Genomic DNA, 16,631 nt, shown 5'->3' with positions numbered 1-16,631 from the left:
CTCAGTCCCTCACTGCGGCAGTGCTGGCCGTGTCGAGGTTGAGCGCGGCCGCGAGCAGCGCCTGCGTATAGGCCTCGCGCGGCTGGGCGAAGATCGCCTCGGCCGGGCCTTCCTCGACCACCTTGCCGTTCTGCATCACCACCACCCGATGCGACAGCGCCCTGACGACCTTGAGGTCGTGGCTGATGAAGAGATAGCCCAGCTTGCGCTTCGCTTGCAGCCCGCGCAGCAACTCGACGATCTGCGCCTGCACGGACATGTCGAGCGCCGAGGTCGGCTCGTCCAGCACGACGAATTTCGGATCGAGCGCCATGGCGCGCGCGATCGCCATGCGCTGGCGCTGGCCGCCCGAGAATTCATGCGGATAGCGATCCATCGCCGCGGGATCGAGACCGACATCGGCGAGCGCCTGCGCCACGATCTCGCGCTGGCGCTGATAGCTGAGATCGGGCTGCTGGATGGCGAGGCCCTCGGCCACGATCTCGGCCACCGACATGCGCGGCGAGAGCGAGCCATAGGGGTCCTGGAAGACGACCTGAAGGTTCTTGCGCTTCGGCCGCACCTGCTTGCTGGACAAGCCGTCGATCCGGTCGCCGAGGAAGACGATCGGGCCTTCCGAGGCGATCAGCCTGAGGATGGCGAGGCCGAGCGTGGTCTTGCCCGAGCCGGACTCGCCGACGACGCCGAGCGTCTCGCCCTCGCGGACCTTCACCGAGATGCCGTCGACCGCCTTCACATGGCCGCTGACGCGGCGCATCAGGCCGGACTTGATCGGGAACCAGACCTTGACCGGCCCGGCCTCCAGCAGCGTCGCGGCGTCCGCCGGGACGGGGGCAGGGCGGCCCTTCGGCTCGGCCGCGAGCAGGCGCCTGGTGTAGTCGTGCTGCGGGTTGGCGAAGATCTCGGCGACGGGGCCATGCTCGACGACCTTGCCCTTCAGCATCACGCAGACCCGGTCGGCGATGCGCCGGACGATGCCGAGGTCATGGGTGATGAACAGCATGGCCATGCCGAGCCGTGCTTGAAGCTCCTTGAGCAGCTTCAGGATCTGCGCCTGCACGGTGACGTCGAGCGCGGTCGTCGGCTCGTCGGCGATCAGCAGCTCCGGCTCGTTGGCGAGCGCCATCGCGATCATCACGCGCTGGCGCTGCCCGCCGGAGAGCTGGTGCGGATAGGCATCGAGCCGGCTCGCCGCGTCACGGATGCCGACGAGGTCGAGCAGTTCCAGCGTACGGGCGCGCGCCTTCTCGCCACGCAGGCCCTTGTGCAGTTCGAGGATCTCGCCGATCTGCCGCTCGATCGTGTGCAGCGGGTTGAGCGAGGTCATCGGCTCCTGGAACACCATGGTGATGTCGTTGCCGCGCACCTTGCGCATCGCGTCCTCGTCGGCCGCGATCAGGTCCTGCCCGTTGAACAGCACCTTGCCGGACGGGTGATGCGCCGCCGGATAGTTCAGGAGCTTCAGGATCGAGAGCGCCGAGACCGACTTGCCCGAGCCGGACTCGCCGACCAGCGCGAGCGTCTCGCCCTTGGCGATCGAGAAGGAGACATGATCGACCGCAAGCGTCTCCCGCCCGCCCTGGCGGAAGGCGACGGAGAGGTCTTCGACGGAGAGAAGCGGCGCGCTCATGCGAAGGTCTTCCGCGGGTCGAAGGCGTCGCGCACGGCCTCGCCGATGAAGATCAGCAGCGACAGCATCAACGCGATCACGATGAAGCCGGACAGGCCGAGCCAGGGCGCCTGAAGGTTCGACTTGCCCTGTGCCAGCAGCTCGCCGAGCGATGGCGAGCCCGGCGGCAGGCCGAAGCCGAGGAAATCGAGCGAGGTCAGCGTGGTGATCGAGCCGTTCAGGATGAAGGGCAGGAAGGTCAGCGTCGCCACCATCGCATTCGGCAGCAGGTGCCGGATCATGATGGTGCGGTTGGAGAGGCCGAGCGCGCGGGCCGCCCGGACATATTCGAAATTGCGTGCCCGCAGGAATTCGGCACGGACGACGCCGACCAGCGCCACCCAGGAGAACAGCAGGAGGATGCCGAGCAGCACGAAGAAGCCGGGCGTGATGATCGCGGCGACGATGATCAAGAGGTAGAGCGCCGGGATCGAGGTCCAGATTTCGATCAGGCGCTGGAAGATCAGGTCGGTCCAGCCGCCGAAATAGCCCTGGATGGCGCCGGCCGTGATGCCGATCACCGAGGAGAAGGCGCAGAGGATCAAGCCGAACAGCACGGAGATGCGGAAGCCGTAGATCAATCGTGCGACGACGTCGCGGCCCTGGTCGTCGGTGCCGAGCCAGTTCCATTCGAGGTCGCGACAGGTCGATCCGCCATTGCGCTCCGCGATTGTCTTGCACTGCTCGTCCTTGAGCAGCCAGGTCGGCGGTGCCGGTGCCGGCACCGGCAGGTCGAGATTATGCGTGCGATAGGAGTAGCGGATGGGGGGCCAGATCGCGAAGCCGTTGGCGGCGATCTCCTTGGCGATGACCGGGTCGCGGTAATCGGTCGTGGCGAGGAAGCCGCCGAACTTCTCTTCCGGGTAGTTCACCGCGACCGGGAACAGCCACTCGTCCTTGTAGCGTACGACGAGCGGCCGGTCGTTGGCGATGAACTCGGCGAAGAGCGACAGCACGAACAGCGCGAGGAACAGCCAGAGCGACCACCAGCCGCGCTTGTTGGCCTTGAAGTTGTTGAGCCGGCGCCGGTTGATCGGCGAGAGCTTGAGCCAGCCCTGCTTGGCCTCGGTCGGCGCGAGGGGCACGTCGCTGCGCAGTGCGGGGGGCGGGGCGTCGATCAGCGTGTCGCTCATGCTCACGCCTCCCGGCTCTCGAAATCGATGCGGGGATCGACCCAGCTATAGGTCAGATCGGTGATGAGATGCACGACGAGGCCGATCAGCGAGAAGATGTAGAGATTGGCGAAGACCACGGGGTAGTCGCGGTTGACGATCGCCTCGAAGGACAGGAGCCCGAGCCCGTCGAGCGAGAAGATCGTCTCGATCAATAGCGATCCCGCGAAGAGCGCGTGCACGAAGGCCCCGGGGAAGCCGGCGATGACGATCAGCATCGCGTTGCGGAAGACATGGCCGTAAAGCACGCCGCGCTCGCTGAGGCCCTTCATCCGTGCGGTCAGGACGTATTGCTTCCGGATCTCGTCGAGGAAGGAGTTCTTGGTCAGAAGCGTCGAGGTCGCGAAGGCACCGAGCGCCATCGCCAGCACCGGCAGCGTGATGTGCCAGAGATAGTCCTTGGCCTTGCCGAACAGGCTGAGCTCGGCCCAGTTGTCGGAGGTCAGGCCCCGCAGCGGGAAGATCTGCCAGAAGGAGCCGCCGGCGAAGAGCACGATCAGCAGGATCGCGAAGAGGAAGCTCGGGATGGCGTAGCCGACGATGACGACGGCGCTCGTCCAGGTGTCGAAGCGCGAGCCCTCCTTCACCGCCTTGCGGATGCCGAGCGGAATGGAGATCGCGTAGGAGATCAGCGTCATCCACAGGCCGAGCGTGATCGAGACCGGCAGCTTCTCCTTGATCAGCTGCAGCACCGGTGCGTCGCGGAAATAGGAGCGGCCGAAATCGAAGCGGACATAGTCGCCGAGCATCTTCAGGAAACGCTCATGCGCGGGCTTGTCGAAGCCGAACTGCTTTTCCAGCTCCTTGATGAAGGCGGGGTCGAGCCCTTGCGCGCCGCGATAGGCCGATCCGTCGCCCTGCGCACCGGCATCGCCCATCTGGCCACCGCCGACACGATCGGCCGCGCCGCCGCTGTTCGGGTTCTGCAGCTGCGAGATCACACGCTCGACCGGCCCGCCCGGCGCGAACTGCACGATGACGAAGGAGACGAGCAGGATGCCGAACAGGGTCGGTACCATCAGCGCGAGGCGCCGGGCGATATAGCTCAGCATGCCCCGCTCACGCCTTTCCGATCCGCTTGGCCTTCTCGGCGTCGAACCACCAGATGCTCGGCGCGCCCGAGGCGAATTTCGGCTTGGTCGCCGGCCGGTCGTACATGTCCCAATAGGCCAGCCATTCCTCGTCGTTCCACCACATCGGGATCCAGTAGCGCCCGGCGCGCAGCAGCCGGTCGAGGCATTTCGCGGCGATGATGCAGTCGGCATAGGTCCTGGCCTGGCCGATCGCCTCGATCATCGCGTCGATGGCGGGGTCGCTGATGCCGCCGACATTGCGCGAGCCCTTGGTCTTCGCCGCTTCCGAGCCATAGACGATGCGCATCGTGTCGCTGGGGATCGCGCCGCCCGAGAGCGCCCGGCTGATGATGTCGAAATCGAACTCGTCGAGGCGGCGCTGGTACTGCGCGGCGTCGACGAGGCGGGATGTGGCGTTGATGCCGAGCCGCTTCAGATTGGCCTGGAAGGGCTGCGTATGCGGTTGCAGGGCCGGGTTGGAATCGAGGAACTCGATCTCGAAGGGCTGCCCGTTCGGCAGCTTGAGCACATTGCCGTCGCGCTTGCAGCCGGCCGCGCGCAGCATCTCGTCGGCCTTGCGCAGCAGGTTGCGGTCGCTGCCCGAGCCGTCCGAGACCGGCGGCAGGAAGGGCTCGCCGAAGACCTCGTCCGGCACCTTGCCGCGCCAGGGCTCGAGCAGCTTGAGCTCTTCGGCGGAGGGCTTGCCGACGGCCTTCGAATCCGAGTTCTCGAAATAGGACGTCATCCGCTCGAAGAAGCCGAACATGATGTTCTTGCGCGTCCATTCGAAGTCGAAGGCGAGGCCGAGCGCTTCGCGGATGCGCGGATCGGCGAATTTCTCGCGCCTCGTGTTGTAGATCCAGCCCTGCGAGCCGACCGGCTCGGTCTTGGGCAAGGTCTCCTTCTTGACCTTGCCCTCGTGCACGGCCGGGAAATCATAGGCCGTGGCCCAGATGCGCGAGGTGAATTCCTCCTGGAAGGTGATGGCGCCGCCCTTGAAAGCCTCGAAGGCCACCTGCCGGTCGCGGAAATACTCCCAGCGCACCCGGTCGAAATTATTGGTGCCGATATTCACCGGCAGGTCCTTCGCCCAGTAGTCCGGCACGCGCTCGAACTCGATGAAGCGGCCCTGTTCGAGGCGCCCGACCTTGTAGGCGCCGGAGCCGAGCGGAGGCTCCAGCGTCGAGGCCGTGAAGTCCCGCGTCGACCAGTATTTTTCGGAGAAGACCGGCAGGCCGGCGACAACGAGATGCAGGTCGCGCCCGCGCTTGGGCGAGAGTTTCACCACGAGGATGTCGTCGCCCTCGGCCTCCGACGAGATGAGTTCGTTGAGCAGCAGGCGATAGGACGGATGCCCCTTCGACTTCAGGATGTTCATCGAGAAGGCGGCATCGCGCGCCGTCACCCGCGATCCGTCATGAAACTTCGCTTCGGGCCGCAGCCGGAAGCGATAGGTCAGCTTGTCGGCGGAGACCGCGACGCTCTTCGCCAGCAGGCCGTAGAGCGAGCCCGGCTCGTCGCCGGAGCCGGTCATCAGGCTGTCGAAGCAGGCCTCCATGCCGGCCGCGCCGTCGCCTTGGAGGACGAAGGTGTTGAGCGTGTTGAAGGTGTCGAAGCTCTGGTTGCCGCCGCCGCGCTTGATCTGGATCGTCAGCGAGCCGCCTTTCGGCGCCTTGGGATTTACATAGGCGAAATGCGGGAAGTCGGCGGGCAGTGCGAGCTCGCCGAAGGTCGAGAGCCCGTGCGATTCGGTTTCCTGCGCCAGCGCCGCCTGGGGAAGCTGGGACAGGGTGCCCGCGACGGTCGCGGTACCTGCGGCTTCCAGCAATCTGCGGCGTGTGATGCGCATCGCCATCGTTTCGCGTCTCCGTCTGATTCGCCGTTGTCCTGTGTCGCCTGCGCGCAAGGTTACGGCAATGGCTGGCAGGAGGCGGATTGTGCGGGCAGGCGCGGGGCGGGAGCAAGGCGCGGAAACGAAAAAGCCGGGCAAAGCCCGGCTTCGTGATCGCTGATGAGCCGTTGGCCGCGCCGTCTCAGGGCTTCGGCAGCGGCACCGGCGAATCCGCCAGCGAGTTCAGGTAGGCGACGACATCGGCGCGGGTCTCGGGCTTGGCGATGCCGGCGAAGGCCATGATCGTGCCGGGCACGTAGGCCTTCGGGTTCTTCAGGAAATGGTCGAGCGCGTCGGCATCCCAGGTCTTGTCGGTGCGGCCCTTCATCGCAGCCGAGTAGCCGAAGCCGGCGACCGAGCCTTCGTTGCGGCCGAAAACGCCGAAGAGATGCGGGCCGACCTTGTTGGCGCCGCCCTTGTCGAAGGTGTGGCAGGCCTTGCAGGCGGCGGTGGCCTTCTCGCCTTTGGCGATGTCGGCCTTGGCGAGGCGCACCGCGATCGGCTCTTCGGCCACGGCGGCGGCCGCTCCGCCCGCCGCGGCAGGCTCCTCGCTCGGCAGGTCGAAGCCCGGCACGGCCGGCTTGCGGGGCGCGAAGACGATGCCGGCCGTCATGTTGAGGCCCATCACGACGAGCAGCGTGGAAAGAACCGCGCCGGCAATCTTGTTGGCTTCGATGTTCATCGTGTCCGAACCCTGGTGCCCTCCGCGGCCCAGGGCGCGGGAGACGAGATAGCGCTTGGCCGGAGTCTTGAAAGGCTCCAGCTTCCGCCGTTGCTTAACCGCTTTGCGCGCTTCATTGCAACTCGTATAAGCACGCACTCTTTGAGACTTTTTGCCGCCACCGGTTTTCGCCAGTGGCAGCCCAGCCGAGCACGCTTCAGAAAATGGCCCATCCGCTGATCCTGATCCCGGCCCGCATGCAGGCGACGCGCCTGCCCGGCAAGCCGCTCGCCGACATCCATGGCGAGCCGATGATCGTCCATGTCTGGCGCCGCGCGGTCGAATCCGGGGCCGGAGACGTCGCGGTGGCGACCGATGCGCCGGAAATCGCGGCTGCGATCGAGGCGGCCGGCGGCAAGGCGGTGATGACCAGCGCCGATCACCAGACCGGCTCGGACCGGATCAAGGAAGCTGCCGACACCCTGGATCCGCAGCGTCACTACGACATCATCGTGAATGTGCAGGGCGATTTCCCGACATTGGCGCCCTCCGCCATCGCCGCGGCGGTGAAGCCGCTGGCCGATCCGGCTGTGGATATCGCGACGCTGGCCGGCGTGATCGACGACGAGGAGGAGAAGACGGCGCCGAGCGTCGTGAAGCTCATCGGCAGCGAGATCGCGCCCGGCCACATGCGCGCGCTCTATTTCACCCGCGCCACGGCGCCCTACGGCGAGGGGCCGCTCTATCACCATGTCGGCCTCTACGCCTATCGCCGCGCCGCGCTCGACCGTTTCGTCAGCCTGCCGCAATCGCCGCTGGAGCTGCGCGAGAAGCTGGAGCAGCTGCGCGCGCTGGAAGACGGCATGCGCATCGACGCCATGGTCATCGACCATGTGCCGCGTGGCGTCGACACGCCCCCCGATCTCGATCGCGCCCGCGCGGTCCTGAAAGCGCGCTGAGGCCGGATCGGCCAAGCCGCGTCATAACAAGAAGCCGAGGAGCCTGAAGTCGTCCCATGTCCTTCGTCGTGTCTTATCAGGGTGAGCCCGGAGCCTTCTCCTCGCAGGCGGCCCTCCAGGTGTTTCCGGACTGCGAGCTTCTGCCCTGCGCCACCTTCGAGGACGCGCTCTCGGCCGTCAGCGACGGCAAGGCCCGCTACGGCATGATCCCGATCGACAACTCGATCGCCGGCCGCGTCGCCGATATCCACCATCTGCTGCCGCGCTCGGGCCTGCACATCATCGGCGAGCATTTCCTGCCGATCCGCTTCCACCTGATGGCGGCGAAGGGCGCGACGCTGGCGACCATCCAGACGGTGCAGAGCCATATCCATGCGCTCGGCCAGTGCCGGAAGATCATCCGCAAGCTCGGCCTCAAGGCCGAGGTCGCGGCCGACACCGCCGGCTCCGCCCGGCAGGTTGCCGAGGCCAACGACATGACGCGCGCGGCCATCGCCCCGCGCATCGCGGCGGATGTCTACGGCCTCGACATCCTGATGGAGGATATCGAGGACGAGAAGCACAACACCACGCGCTTCGTCGTGCTCTCGAAATATCCGGAATATGCCCGCCAGGGTGTCGGCAAGACCGTCACGACGCTGATGTTCCGCGTCCGCAACATCCCGGCGGCGCTCTACAAGGCGATGGGCGGCTTCGCCACCAACGGCATCAACATGACCAAGCTGGAAAGCTACATGGTCGACGGTCATTTCTCGGCGACGATGTTCTATGCCGATGTCGAGGGCCATCCCGACGATCCGGCGCTGCGGCGCGCGCTCGACGAACTCTCCTATTTCTCCAAGGAGATGAAGATCATGGGCGTCTATCCCGCCAATGATTTCCGCTCGACGATCGAGGAAGCCGGCGAGTAAGGCGCGCTTCCCGGCATATCGGGGAAGGCGTCAGTCGCTGACGCCTTCCTGTCCTTCGATGGCCATCAATGTCGCGGTCAGCAGGGCCACGAGCTTCTCTTACCTGCCCGTCTCGGCGAACACCTTGGCCTGGGCCAGCGTCAGCGTCCGGCCGCTCTTCACGACCTCGCCGCGCGCGATGATGCGTTCGCCCAGGGCTGGCGCGACGAGATTGATCTTGAACTCCGTCGTCAGCACGCCGCGTCCGGCCGGCATCAGGCTCAAGCCGGCATAGCCTGCGGCGGAATCGGCGATGGCGCTGACCGCGCCGGCATGAACGAATCCATGCTGCTGGGATACGGCCGGGCCCGGTATCAGCACGATCTCGACACGGCCCGGCGCGATGCTGCCGAGGCTGGCTCCCAGCGTCGCCATCAGGCCTTGCCTGGCGAAGCTCGACCGGATGCGCTCCTCGATAGCATGCTGCTCGGAGGTCATGTCCGGTGCTCCAATGTGAGGCGGGCTAGATGCGCTCGCCTTCCAGCGCCCAGGCGCGCACCAGCGTGTTGGCGATGGCGATATGCTGCGGGCAGGTGAGCCCGTCCGGGTGCTTGCCCTCCAGCATCTGCAGCACCTCTTCGCGCGGGAACCAGCGGCCTTCTTCCAGCTCGGTCATGTCGAGCGTGATCTCGTCGCCGAGCGCCTCGGCGATACAGCCCATCATGATCGACGAGGGGAAGGGCCAGGGCTGCGAGGCGAGGTAGCGGACATTGCCGACCCTCAAACCCGCCTCTTCCCAGCTTTCGCGCCTGACCGCGTCCTCCAGCGTCTCGCCCGGCTCGACGAAGCCGGCGATGCAGGAATACATGCCCGGCGCGAACCGGGCCTGGCGCGCCAGCAGGCAGGCATCGCCGCGCGTCACCAGCATGATCACGACCGGGTCGGTGCGTGGGAAATGCATCGCGCCGCAGGAGGTGCATTCGCGCCGCCAGCCTGAGGCGCCGGCAACGGTCGAGCCGCCGCACTGGGCGCAGAAGCGGTGGCGGGCATGCCAGTCGAGCACGGCCTTCGCTTCGCCGAGGGGCCCGACCTCGTCCTCCGGCACGATGCGCTTCAGCGCGACCGAGCGCAGGTCGGTGACGCACAGCTCGGAGCGTTCCTTCAGCGGCTCGGCCAGCGCCTTGTCGAGCAGGCGTCCGAAGCGGGGCGTGCCGTCCTCGGCCATCCCCATGAAGATTTCCTCGGCGGCCGGGCCGAGCATCTCGGTCTCGCCATGGCTGAACCAGACCGTCAGCGCCTCGCCGTCGAGGCGCTTGAGGATCGGCGTCTCGCCGGCGACGACCGCGATCCGCGTATCCGAGCGGTGGCGCAGGGCCGTCACCGCGTCGGGCTTGTTGCGCAGGTCTTCGCGCCGGTCGAGCCGGTTGATCGCGAAGCCGGTGAGGGAGGAGCGTTCGCGGCGAGGCAGGGCGTCGTTCATGCTTCGGGTCTAGACCCGCGACGCCTTGCCGCGCAAGCGCCTCTCACGCCTCCCCGCGTCCGCGCAGGAGGTGGATGATGCCGGAGAAATCCGTGCCACCTTCACCCCAGGCATTGTGCAGCCCGAAGAGCTGCGCCGCCGCCGCGCCGAGTGGGGTCGAAGCGCCCGCCGCCTGCGCCGCTTCCTGCGCCAGCTTGAGGTCCTTCAGCATCAGTGCCGAGGCGAAGCCGGGCTTGTACTCGTTATTGGCCGGCGAGGTCGGCACCGGCCCCGGCACCGGGCAATAGGTCGTCAGCGACCAGCACTGGCCGGACGAGGTCGAGGCGACGTCGAACAGCGCCTGATGCGACAGGCCGAGCTTCTCGCCGAGCACGAAGGCTTCGGAGACGCCGATCATCGAGATGCCCAGGATCATGTTGTTGCAGATCTTGGCCGCCTGGCCGTTGCCGGCGCCGCCGCAATGCACGATCTTGCGGCCCATCTTGGCGAGGATCGGCTCGCCCTTGCCGAAGGCATCCTCCGTGCCGCCGACCATGAAGGTCAGCGTCGCGCCCTTGGCGCCGCCGGTGCCGCCGGAGACCGGCGCGTCGAGCGAAAGGCAGCCGCGCTCGGCCGCCAGCGCATGGGCCTTGCGGGCGCTCTCGACGTCGATGGTCGAGGAATCGATCAAGAGCGTACCGGGCTTCACCGCCGGCAGGATATCGGCCCAGACCGCGAGCACATGCTTGCCGGCCGGCAGCATCGTCACCACGACCTCCGCCTCGGCCACCGCCTCCTTCGCCGAGCCGGTGATGCCGACGCCCATCTCGGCGGCGGCATCCTTCGAGGCCTGCGCGAGATCGAAGGCTTTGACGCTATGCCCGGCCTTGACGAGGTTCCCGGCCATCGGGCCGCCCATATTGCCGAGGCCGATGAAGGCGATGTTGGTCATGCTGCGCTTCTCCCATTCTTCTTGACGGAATACTCATAACGGAATAGTGTAGCGGTCGATGATCCGATCCTTCGCGCAGCGCGACGTCGAGCTGCTCTTCAACGACAGACCGGTCCGGCGCTTCGCGGCGATCGAACGTATCATCCGCCGCAAGCTTCTGCTGCTTCACGCCGCTGCCAGATTGGACGATCTGCGCATCCCGCCAGGCAACAGGCTGGAGGCCTTGCGCGGCGACCGGGCAGGGCAGCATTCGATCCGCGTCAACGATCAGTGGCGGATCTGCTTTGTTTGGAAGGACGGAGAGCCGCACGATGTCGAAATCGTCGACTATCACTGATCCGCAGGGGCCTGCCGGCGAGACGGCTCTCAGTCCGATTCCGCCCGGCGAAATCCTGCTGGAAGAATTCATGAAGCCGCTCGGCATCACCCAGAACCGTTTGGCGCGCGATATCGACGTGCCGGTCAGCCGCATCGCCGGCGTGGTCAAGGGAGAGCGGGCGATCACGGCCGACACGGCGCTACGCCTCGCGCAGTTCTTCGCGACATCGCCGGAAATGTGGATGACCTTGCAGAGCGATTACGACCTGCGCATAGCCCGGCTGGCCTCCGGCCGCGAGATCGAGAGCCGGGTGAGGCCGCTCGCAGCATAGGCTCAGTTACCCTTGGACCGGCCGACCAGACCGCGCGCGACGATCATCCGCATCACCTCGTTGGTTCCCTCGAGGATCTGGTGGACGCGCAGGTCGCGGACGATCTTCTCGATGCCGTAATCGGCGAGATAGCCGTAGCCGCCATGGATCTGCAGGGCGTCGTTGGCGACCTCGAAGCCGGTATCGGTGGCGACGCGCTTGGCCATGGCGCAGAGCTTGGTCGCGTCCGGCGTCTTGGCATCGAGGGCCGCTGCCGCGCGCCAGAGCAGGCTGCGGGCCGCTTCCAGCTCCGTCGCCATGTCCGCAAGCTTGAACTGCAGCGCCTGGAAATCGGCGATGGCCGAGCCGAACGCCTTGCGCTCCTTGGCATAGGCGAGCGAGCGGTCGAGCGCGCCTTGCGCCCCGCCGAGCGAGCAGGCGCCGATATTGAGCCGTCCGCCGTCGAGCCCGGCCATGGCGATCTTGAACCCGATCCCTTCCGGGCCGAGCCGGTTCGCCACGGGCACGCGGCAGTTCTCGAGGATCACCGCCCGCGTCGGCTGGGCGTTCCAGCCCATCTTCTTCTCGTTGGCGCCGAAGGAGAGGCCGGGCGTGTCCTTCTCGACGACGATGGTCGAGATGCCGCCGGGCCCGGCCTCGCCGGTGCGCGCCATCACGACATAGATGTCGGAGACGCCGGCGCCGGAAATGAACTGCTTTTGCCCGTCGAGGACATAGTGGTCGCCGTCCAGCACGGCCCTGGTCTTCAGCGCGGCGGCGTCGGAGCCGGCGCCGGGTTCGGTCAGGCAGTAGCTCGCCAGATGCTCCATCGTGCAGAGCTTCGGCAGGAAGCGCTGGCGCTGCTCGTCCTCGCCGTAGCGGTCGATCATCCAGGCGCACATGTTGTGGATCGAGATATAGGCCGCGACCGTCGGGCATCCCGTCGAGAGCGCCTCGAAGATCAGCGCCGCATCCAGCCGCGTCAGGCCGGAGCCGCCGACATCGTCGCGGATATAGATGCCGCCCATGCCCAGCGCCGCGGCGGTGCGCATCTCCTCGATCGGGAAATGCTTCTCCTCGTCCCAGCGCGCGGCATGGGGCGCCAGTGTCTCGGCGGCGAAGTCCTGCGCCATATCGCGGATGGCGATCTGGTCTTCGGTGAGAGCGAAGGCGTTCAAGGCTGGCCCTCCTGATCGTTGAGATAGTCCCGTAGCGCAGCCGTGCGCAATCGCGACGAAAGGCCGGGCCTGTTCACGTCGGATCGGGATGGGGAAGGGCGGCCGGCGGATCGCGATGCGCCGGCTGCATTGTCGGTTGGCCGAGGCGTGTGAAAGGAGGACGGAAGCGACGATGCGATGCTCCGCAGCGGTCGCTCCATGGCCTCCTCCGTTGGTGGCGCCTCAATTCATCGTCGGGATGACGAAGCTCGCACCGTCCTTGATACCGCTCGGCCAGCGCGCGGTCACCGTCTTGGTCTTGGTGTAGAAGCGGATCGAGTCCGGGCCGTGCTGGTTGAGGTCGCCGAAGGACGAGCGCTTCCAGCCGCCGAAGGTGTAATAGGCCAGCGGAACCGGGATCGGCAGGTTGATGCCGACCATGCCGACCTGGACCTTCGAGGCGAAGTCGCGCGCCGCATCGCCGTCGCGGGTGAAGATCGCGGTGCCGTTGCCGTATTCGTGGTCGTTGGTGAGCTTCAGCGCCTCTTCATAGGTATCGGCGCGCAGCACCGAGAGCACCGGGCCGAAGATCTCCTCCTTGTAGACGCGCATGTCCTTGGTGACGTTGTCGAACAGGCAGCCGCCGACATAGAAGCCGTTCTCGTAGCCCTGCATCTTGAAGTCGCGGCCATCGACCAGGAGCTTCGCGCCTTCCTGGACGCCGATATCGACATAGGATTTGATCTTCTCCATCGCCGCCTTGGTCACGACCGGGCCGTAATCGGCGGTGAGGTCGGTCGAGGGGCCGATCTTCAGGCTCTCGACGCGCGGGATCAGGCGCTTCACCAGCTCGTCGGCGGTGGCCTTGCCGACGGGAACCGCGACCGAGATCGCCATGCAGCGCTCGCCGGCCGAGCCGAAGCCGGCGCCGATCAGCGCATCGACCGTCTGGTCCATGTCGGCGTCGGGCATGATGATCATGTGGTTCTTGGCGCCGCCGAAGCACTGCACGCGCTTACCGTTCGCGCAGCCGCGGCTGTAGATGTACTCCGCGATCGGGGTCGAACCGACGAAGCCGACCGCCTTGATCTCGGGATTGTCGAGGATGGCGTCGACCGATTCCTTGTCGCCGTTGACGACGTTGAGGATGCCGGGAGGGCCGCCCGCTTCGATGAAGAGCTCGGCCAGGCGCATCGGCACGCCGGGGTCGCGCTCGGAGGGCTTCAGGATGAAGGCGTTGCCGCAGGCGATCGCGGGGCCGAGCTTCCAGAGCGGGATCATCGCCGGGAAGTTGAACGGCGTGATGCCGGCGCAGACGCCGAGCGGCTGGCGCATCGAATAGATGTCGATGCCGGGGCCGGCGCCGTCGGTGTACTCGCCCTTCATCAGGCCGGGCACGCCGAGCGAATACTCGATCACCTCGACGCCGCGCTGGATGTCGCCCTTGGCGTCGGGAATGGTCTTGCCGTGCTCGCGGGCAAGCAGCTCGGCGAGTTCGTCATTGTTCTGCGCGATGAGGTCGAGGAACTTCATCAGCACGCGGGCGCGGCGCTGCGGATTGGTCGCGGCCCATTTCGGCTGCGCCTCGGCGGCATTCTGCACGGCGGCGTCGAGTTCGGCGGTCGAGGCCAGCGCGACCTTGCCGATGATCGTGCCGTCCATCGGCTGGTAGATGTCGGCCGTGCGGCCCGAAGTGCCCGCGACATGCTTGCCGCCGATGAAATGCCCAACCTGACGCATCGCGCCCTCCCTACGAATTGGTGGTGTGTTGATCTTGCCATCTCCCTACCATTCTCGTTTGTGCACGGCTATAGCGAGTGTGAAACGCTGGTCGTGCGAAAACACAAATATGGGAGAGAGCCTTGGAGCGCTTCGACTGGGACGACCTCCGCTTCTTTCTGGCCGTGGCGCGCTCGGGCCGCCTGACTGCGGCCGCCCGCCGGCTCGGCGCCGATCATGCCACCGTCTCGCGCCGCATCACCTCATTGGAGGAGGCGCTGAAGGCCAAGCTCTTCGAACGCCGCCCGCAGGGCTACACGCTGACCGCTCATGGCGAGCGCCTGCTCGCCAAGGCCGAGAGCATGGAGACCGAGGCGCTGGCGATCCAGAGCGATATCGGTGGTGCCGATATGGCGCTCTCCGGCACGGTCAGGATCGGCGCGCCGGACGGTTTCGGCACCTCGTTCCTGGCGCCGCGGCTTGCACTGTTCGCGAAATCCTATCCGGGGCTGGAGATCCAGCTCATTGCCATGCCGCGCCTGCTCTCGCTGTCGAAGCGCGAGGCGGATGTCGCGATCACGCTTGCGCCGCCCAAGGAGGGCAAGGTCGTCGCCCGCAAGCTCTCGGACTATCGCCTTGGCCTCTATGCCTCGCCGGAATATCTCGCGGCGATGCCGCCGGTGACGAAGCCTGAGGATCTCTTCGAGCACCGCATCATCGGCTATATCGACGACCTGATCTTCTCGCCCGAGCTCGACTATCTCGACGAGGTCGCCAAGGGCCTGCGGGCCCATGTCCAGAGTTCCAGCGTCATCGCCCAGATGAACGCGGTGACGGCCGGCGCCGGCATCGGCGTGATCCATCATTTCATGGCGGAAGGGGAGAAACGGCTCGTGCCCGTCCTGCCCGAGACGGTCTCGATCACGCGGTCCTTCTGGCTGCTCGTCCATGCCGACCTGAAGGACGTGGCGCGGGTGCGTGCCATCGTCGATTTCGTCGTGCGCGAAGTGAAGGCCTCGCGCGCCCTGCTGATGGGCGAGCCGCGGTCCGAGCCGCGCATCGCGGCGGAGTAAGTTCAGGCCGCGGCGGTGCGGACTCGGTCGCGCCCGTCCTGCTTGGCGACGTAGAGCGCCTCGTCCGCCTGGCCGAGGCAGGTTTCGAGCATGGCGTCATGCGTCAGTGCGGCAACGCCGATCGAGACCGTGAGCGGCAGGGTCTCTCCGTTGATGACAAGGGGCGCGCTCGCGATCGCCGCCCGGATGTCGCCGCACAGGCGCTCGGCCTCGGCGAGATCGGCGCCCGGGAAGATGATGGCGAACTCCTCGCCGCCGATGCGGGCGAGCAGGTTGAAGCCGCGCTCGGCCATCACGCTGAGCGTCCGCGCGACGGCCGTCAGCGCCTTGTCGCCGCCGTCATGGCCATGCCGGTCGTTGAGCCGCTTGAAGTGATCGATGTCGAGGATGGCGACCGAGATCGGCAGGCCCATGTCGCGGGCTTCACCGACGAGCTGCCGGCCGCGCGCGAAGAAATGGCGGCGGTTGAACAGGCCGGTGAGGAAGTCGCGCGCCGCAAGGTCCTGCAACTGCCGGAGCTGGTCGAGCACCTCGACATTGGAGGCGATGCGGCATTGCAGCTCCTCCAGCACGAAGGGGCGCGAGACGAAATCATGCGCGCCGGCCTTGAGGAACCCGGCCGAGGTCTGGCGGTCTGTCGAGGAGGAGATGCCGAGGACGCGCACCGCCGGATGCTGGCGGCGGATGCGCCGCGCCAGCTCGAACCCGTCCATATCGGGCATGTAGTAGTCGCTGACGACGAGCTGGATATCGGGGTTGCTCTCCAGGACCGCCAGCGCCTCCTGCCCGGACCCGGCCTCGACCACAGCATATTGCTGGATCGACAGCATGCGCGCGAGCACCTTGCGGGTGGTGCGGGTGTCGTCGACGACGAGGATTCGGGTGTTGCGGTTGTTCAGCGCCCGCCGGACCGTGCCGACGATGTTGGGAAGTGCGAACTCATTGTCCTTCAGGACGTAGTCGATGACCTCCCGCTCCATGATCCGGCCGCGCGTCGCGAGGTCGAAGGTCGCGGTGAAGACGACCGAGGGAATGCCGTGGGTCACGGTCCAGTCGAGTGCCTCGCCGCGCGGGGCGTCGGGCAGGTTGAGGTCGACGACGGCGATCGCATAGGCGCCGGGCGCAGCGACGATCAGGTCGCTGACTTCCTTCAGCGAGGCGCAGGTCGTGACCGGCAGCCCGGTCTCGGCCTGGAGCAACTGCCGCAGCGCGAGCGAGAATGTCCGCGAGTCCTCGATGACGAGGATCTGGCGGTCGTCCGGTACGGGCTCCGGCCTGGCCTGCAATGTCTGATGGGCACCCATGCTCCATCTAGGGCGCTCGCAAG

The 16,631-nt window shown here is 66.7% G+C and carries 16 protein-coding genes; 5 read left to right on the top strand and 11 right to left on the bottom strand.

Features of this window, described 5'->3' with window-relative positions:
• Position 1 precedes the first annotated feature (1 nt).
• The 5 genes from WFK61_RS02435 to WFK61_RS02415 form a co-directional block, all read right to left on the bottom strand.
• The gene (locus WFK61_RS02435; protein ID WP_336809936.1) at positions 2 to 1,630 is read right to left on the bottom strand and encodes an ABC transporter ATP-binding protein; all 1,629 of its coding nucleotides are present in this window, start codon (positions 1,628 to 1,630) and stop codon (positions 2 to 4) included.
• Positions 1,627 to 2,802: an ABC transporter permease gene (locus tag WFK61_RS02430; RefSeq protein WP_336809935.1), complete on the bottom strand. Its 1,176-nt coding sequence runs from the start codon at positions 2,800 to 2,802 to the stop codon at positions 1,627 to 1,629. The genes WFK61_RS02435 and WFK61_RS02430 overlap by 4 nt, the downstream gene beginning before the upstream one ends.
• A 2-nt stretch (positions 2,803 to 2,804) precedes the next feature.
• Complete coding sequence (locus WFK61_RS02425) at positions 2,805 to 3,893, bottom strand: microcin C ABC transporter permease YejB (protein WP_336809934.1); 1,089 nt, start codon at positions 3,891 to 3,893, stop codon at positions 2,805 to 2,807.
• A 7-nt stretch (positions 3,894 to 3,900) separates the two neighbouring features.
• Positions 3,901 to 5,769 carry an extracellular solute-binding protein gene (locus WFK61_RS02420; RefSeq protein WP_336809933.1) on the bottom strand — a complete coding sequence of 623 codons (1,869 nt, stop codon included), beginning with the start codon at positions 5,767 to 5,769 and terminating at the stop codon, positions 3,901 to 3,903.
• Positions 5,770 to 5,947: 178 nt separating this feature from the next.
• A complete protein-coding gene (locus WFK61_RS02415) occupies positions 5,948 to 6,487 on the bottom strand; it encodes a c-type cytochrome (RefSeq protein WP_336809932.1) in 540 nt (179 codons plus the stop codon).
• Positions 6,488 to 6,690: 203 nt separating this feature from the next.
• Here WFK61_RS02415 and WFK61_RS02410 point away from each other — a divergent pair, with 203 nt between their 5' ends.
• Together WFK61_RS02410 and WFK61_RS02405 are read left to right on the top strand one after the other, a co-directional pair.
• Entirely contained in the window at positions 6,691 to 7,425 is a 735-nt protein-coding gene (locus tag WFK61_RS02410; protein WP_336809931.1) for a 3-deoxy-manno-octulosonate cytidylyltransferase, read from the top strand.
• A gap of 56 nt (positions 7,426 to 7,481) precedes the next feature.
• Positions 7,482 to 8,336, top strand: coding sequence for a prephenate dehydratase (locus WFK61_RS02405; protein WP_336809930.1), 855 nt, complete (start codon positions 7,482 to 7,484; stop codon positions 8,334 to 8,336).
• A gap of 99 nt (positions 8,337 to 8,435) precedes the next feature.
• Here WFK61_RS02405 and WFK61_RS02400 read toward each other — a convergent pair whose 3' ends face one another.
• From WFK61_RS02400 to mmsB, 3 genes are read right to left on the bottom strand one after another with little or no spacing between them, the layout of a single operon-like run.
• Entirely contained in the window at positions 8,436 to 8,813 is a 378-nt protein-coding gene (locus WFK61_RS02400) for a PaaI family thioesterase (protein WP_336809929.1), read from the bottom strand.
• 25 nt (positions 8,814 to 8,838) lie between these two features.
• Positions 8,839 to 9,795 carry an NAD(+) diphosphatase gene (gene nudC / locus WFK61_RS02395; protein WP_336809928.1) on the bottom strand — a complete coding sequence of 319 codons (957 nt, stop codon included), beginning with the start codon at positions 9,793 to 9,795 and terminating at the stop codon, positions 8,839 to 8,841.
• A gap of 43 nt (positions 9,796 to 9,838) precedes the next feature.
• Positions 9,839 to 10,726, bottom strand: a complete 888-nt coding sequence (gene mmsB, locus WFK61_RS02390) for a 3-hydroxyisobutyrate dehydrogenase (protein WP_336809927.1) — start codon at positions 10,724 to 10,726, stop codon at positions 9,839 to 9,841.
• A 58-nt stretch (positions 10,727 to 10,784) separates the two neighbouring features.
• Between mmsB and WFK61_RS02385 the strand changes: the two genes are divergently transcribed.
• Both WFK61_RS02385 and WFK61_RS02380 read left to right on the top strand, forming a co-directional pair.
• Entirely contained in the window at positions 10,785 to 11,063 is a 279-nt protein-coding gene (locus tag WFK61_RS02385) for a type II toxin-antitoxin system RelE/ParE family toxin (protein ID WP_336809926.1), read from the top strand.
• Entirely contained in the window at positions 11,038 to 11,376 is a 339-nt protein-coding gene (locus WFK61_RS02380; protein ID WP_336809925.1) for a HigA family addiction module antitoxin, read from the top strand. Before WFK61_RS02385 ends, WFK61_RS02380 begins: the two co-directional genes overlap by 26 nt.
• 2 nt (positions 11,377 to 11,378) lie before the next feature.
• Here the strand turns inward: WFK61_RS02380 and WFK61_RS02375 are convergent, their stop codons facing one another.
• Positions 11,379 to 12,533, bottom strand: coding sequence for an isobutyryl-CoA dehydrogenase (locus tag WFK61_RS02375; protein ID WP_336809924.1), 1,155 nt, complete (start codon positions 12,531 to 12,533; stop codon positions 11,379 to 11,381).
• A gap of 222 nt (positions 12,534 to 12,755) precedes the next feature.
• A complete protein-coding gene (locus WFK61_RS02370; protein WP_336809923.1) occupies positions 12,756 to 14,252 on the bottom strand; it encodes a CoA-acylating methylmalonate-semialdehyde dehydrogenase in 1,497 nt (498 codons plus the stop codon).
• 122 nt (positions 14,253 to 14,374) lie between these two features.
• Between WFK61_RS02370 and WFK61_RS02365 the strand changes: the two genes are divergently transcribed.
• Positions 14,375 to 15,304 (top strand): LysR family transcriptional regulator, encoded by a 930-nt coding sequence (locus WFK61_RS02365; protein WP_336809922.1) that lies wholly within the window; start codon positions 14,375 to 14,377, stop codon positions 15,302 to 15,304.
• Between the two features lie 2 nt (positions 15,305 to 15,306).
• Here WFK61_RS02365 and WFK61_RS02360 read toward each other — a convergent pair whose 3' ends face one another.
• Positions 15,307 to 16,608 carry a GGDEF domain-containing response regulator gene (locus tag WFK61_RS02360; RefSeq protein WP_336809921.1) on the bottom strand — a complete coding sequence of 434 codons (1,302 nt, stop codon included), beginning with the start codon at positions 16,606 to 16,608 and terminating at the stop codon, positions 15,307 to 15,309.
• Between the last annotated feature and the right edge of the window lie 23 nt (positions 16,609 to 16,631).

This window comes from Allobosea sp. MMO-172 (genome assembly GCF_037147855.1).
Classification (GTDB): Bacteria; Pseudomonadota; Alphaproteobacteria; order Rhizobiales; family Beijerinckiaceae; genus Allobosea.
This window is presented reverse-complemented; position numbering and strand designations above follow the sequence as displayed.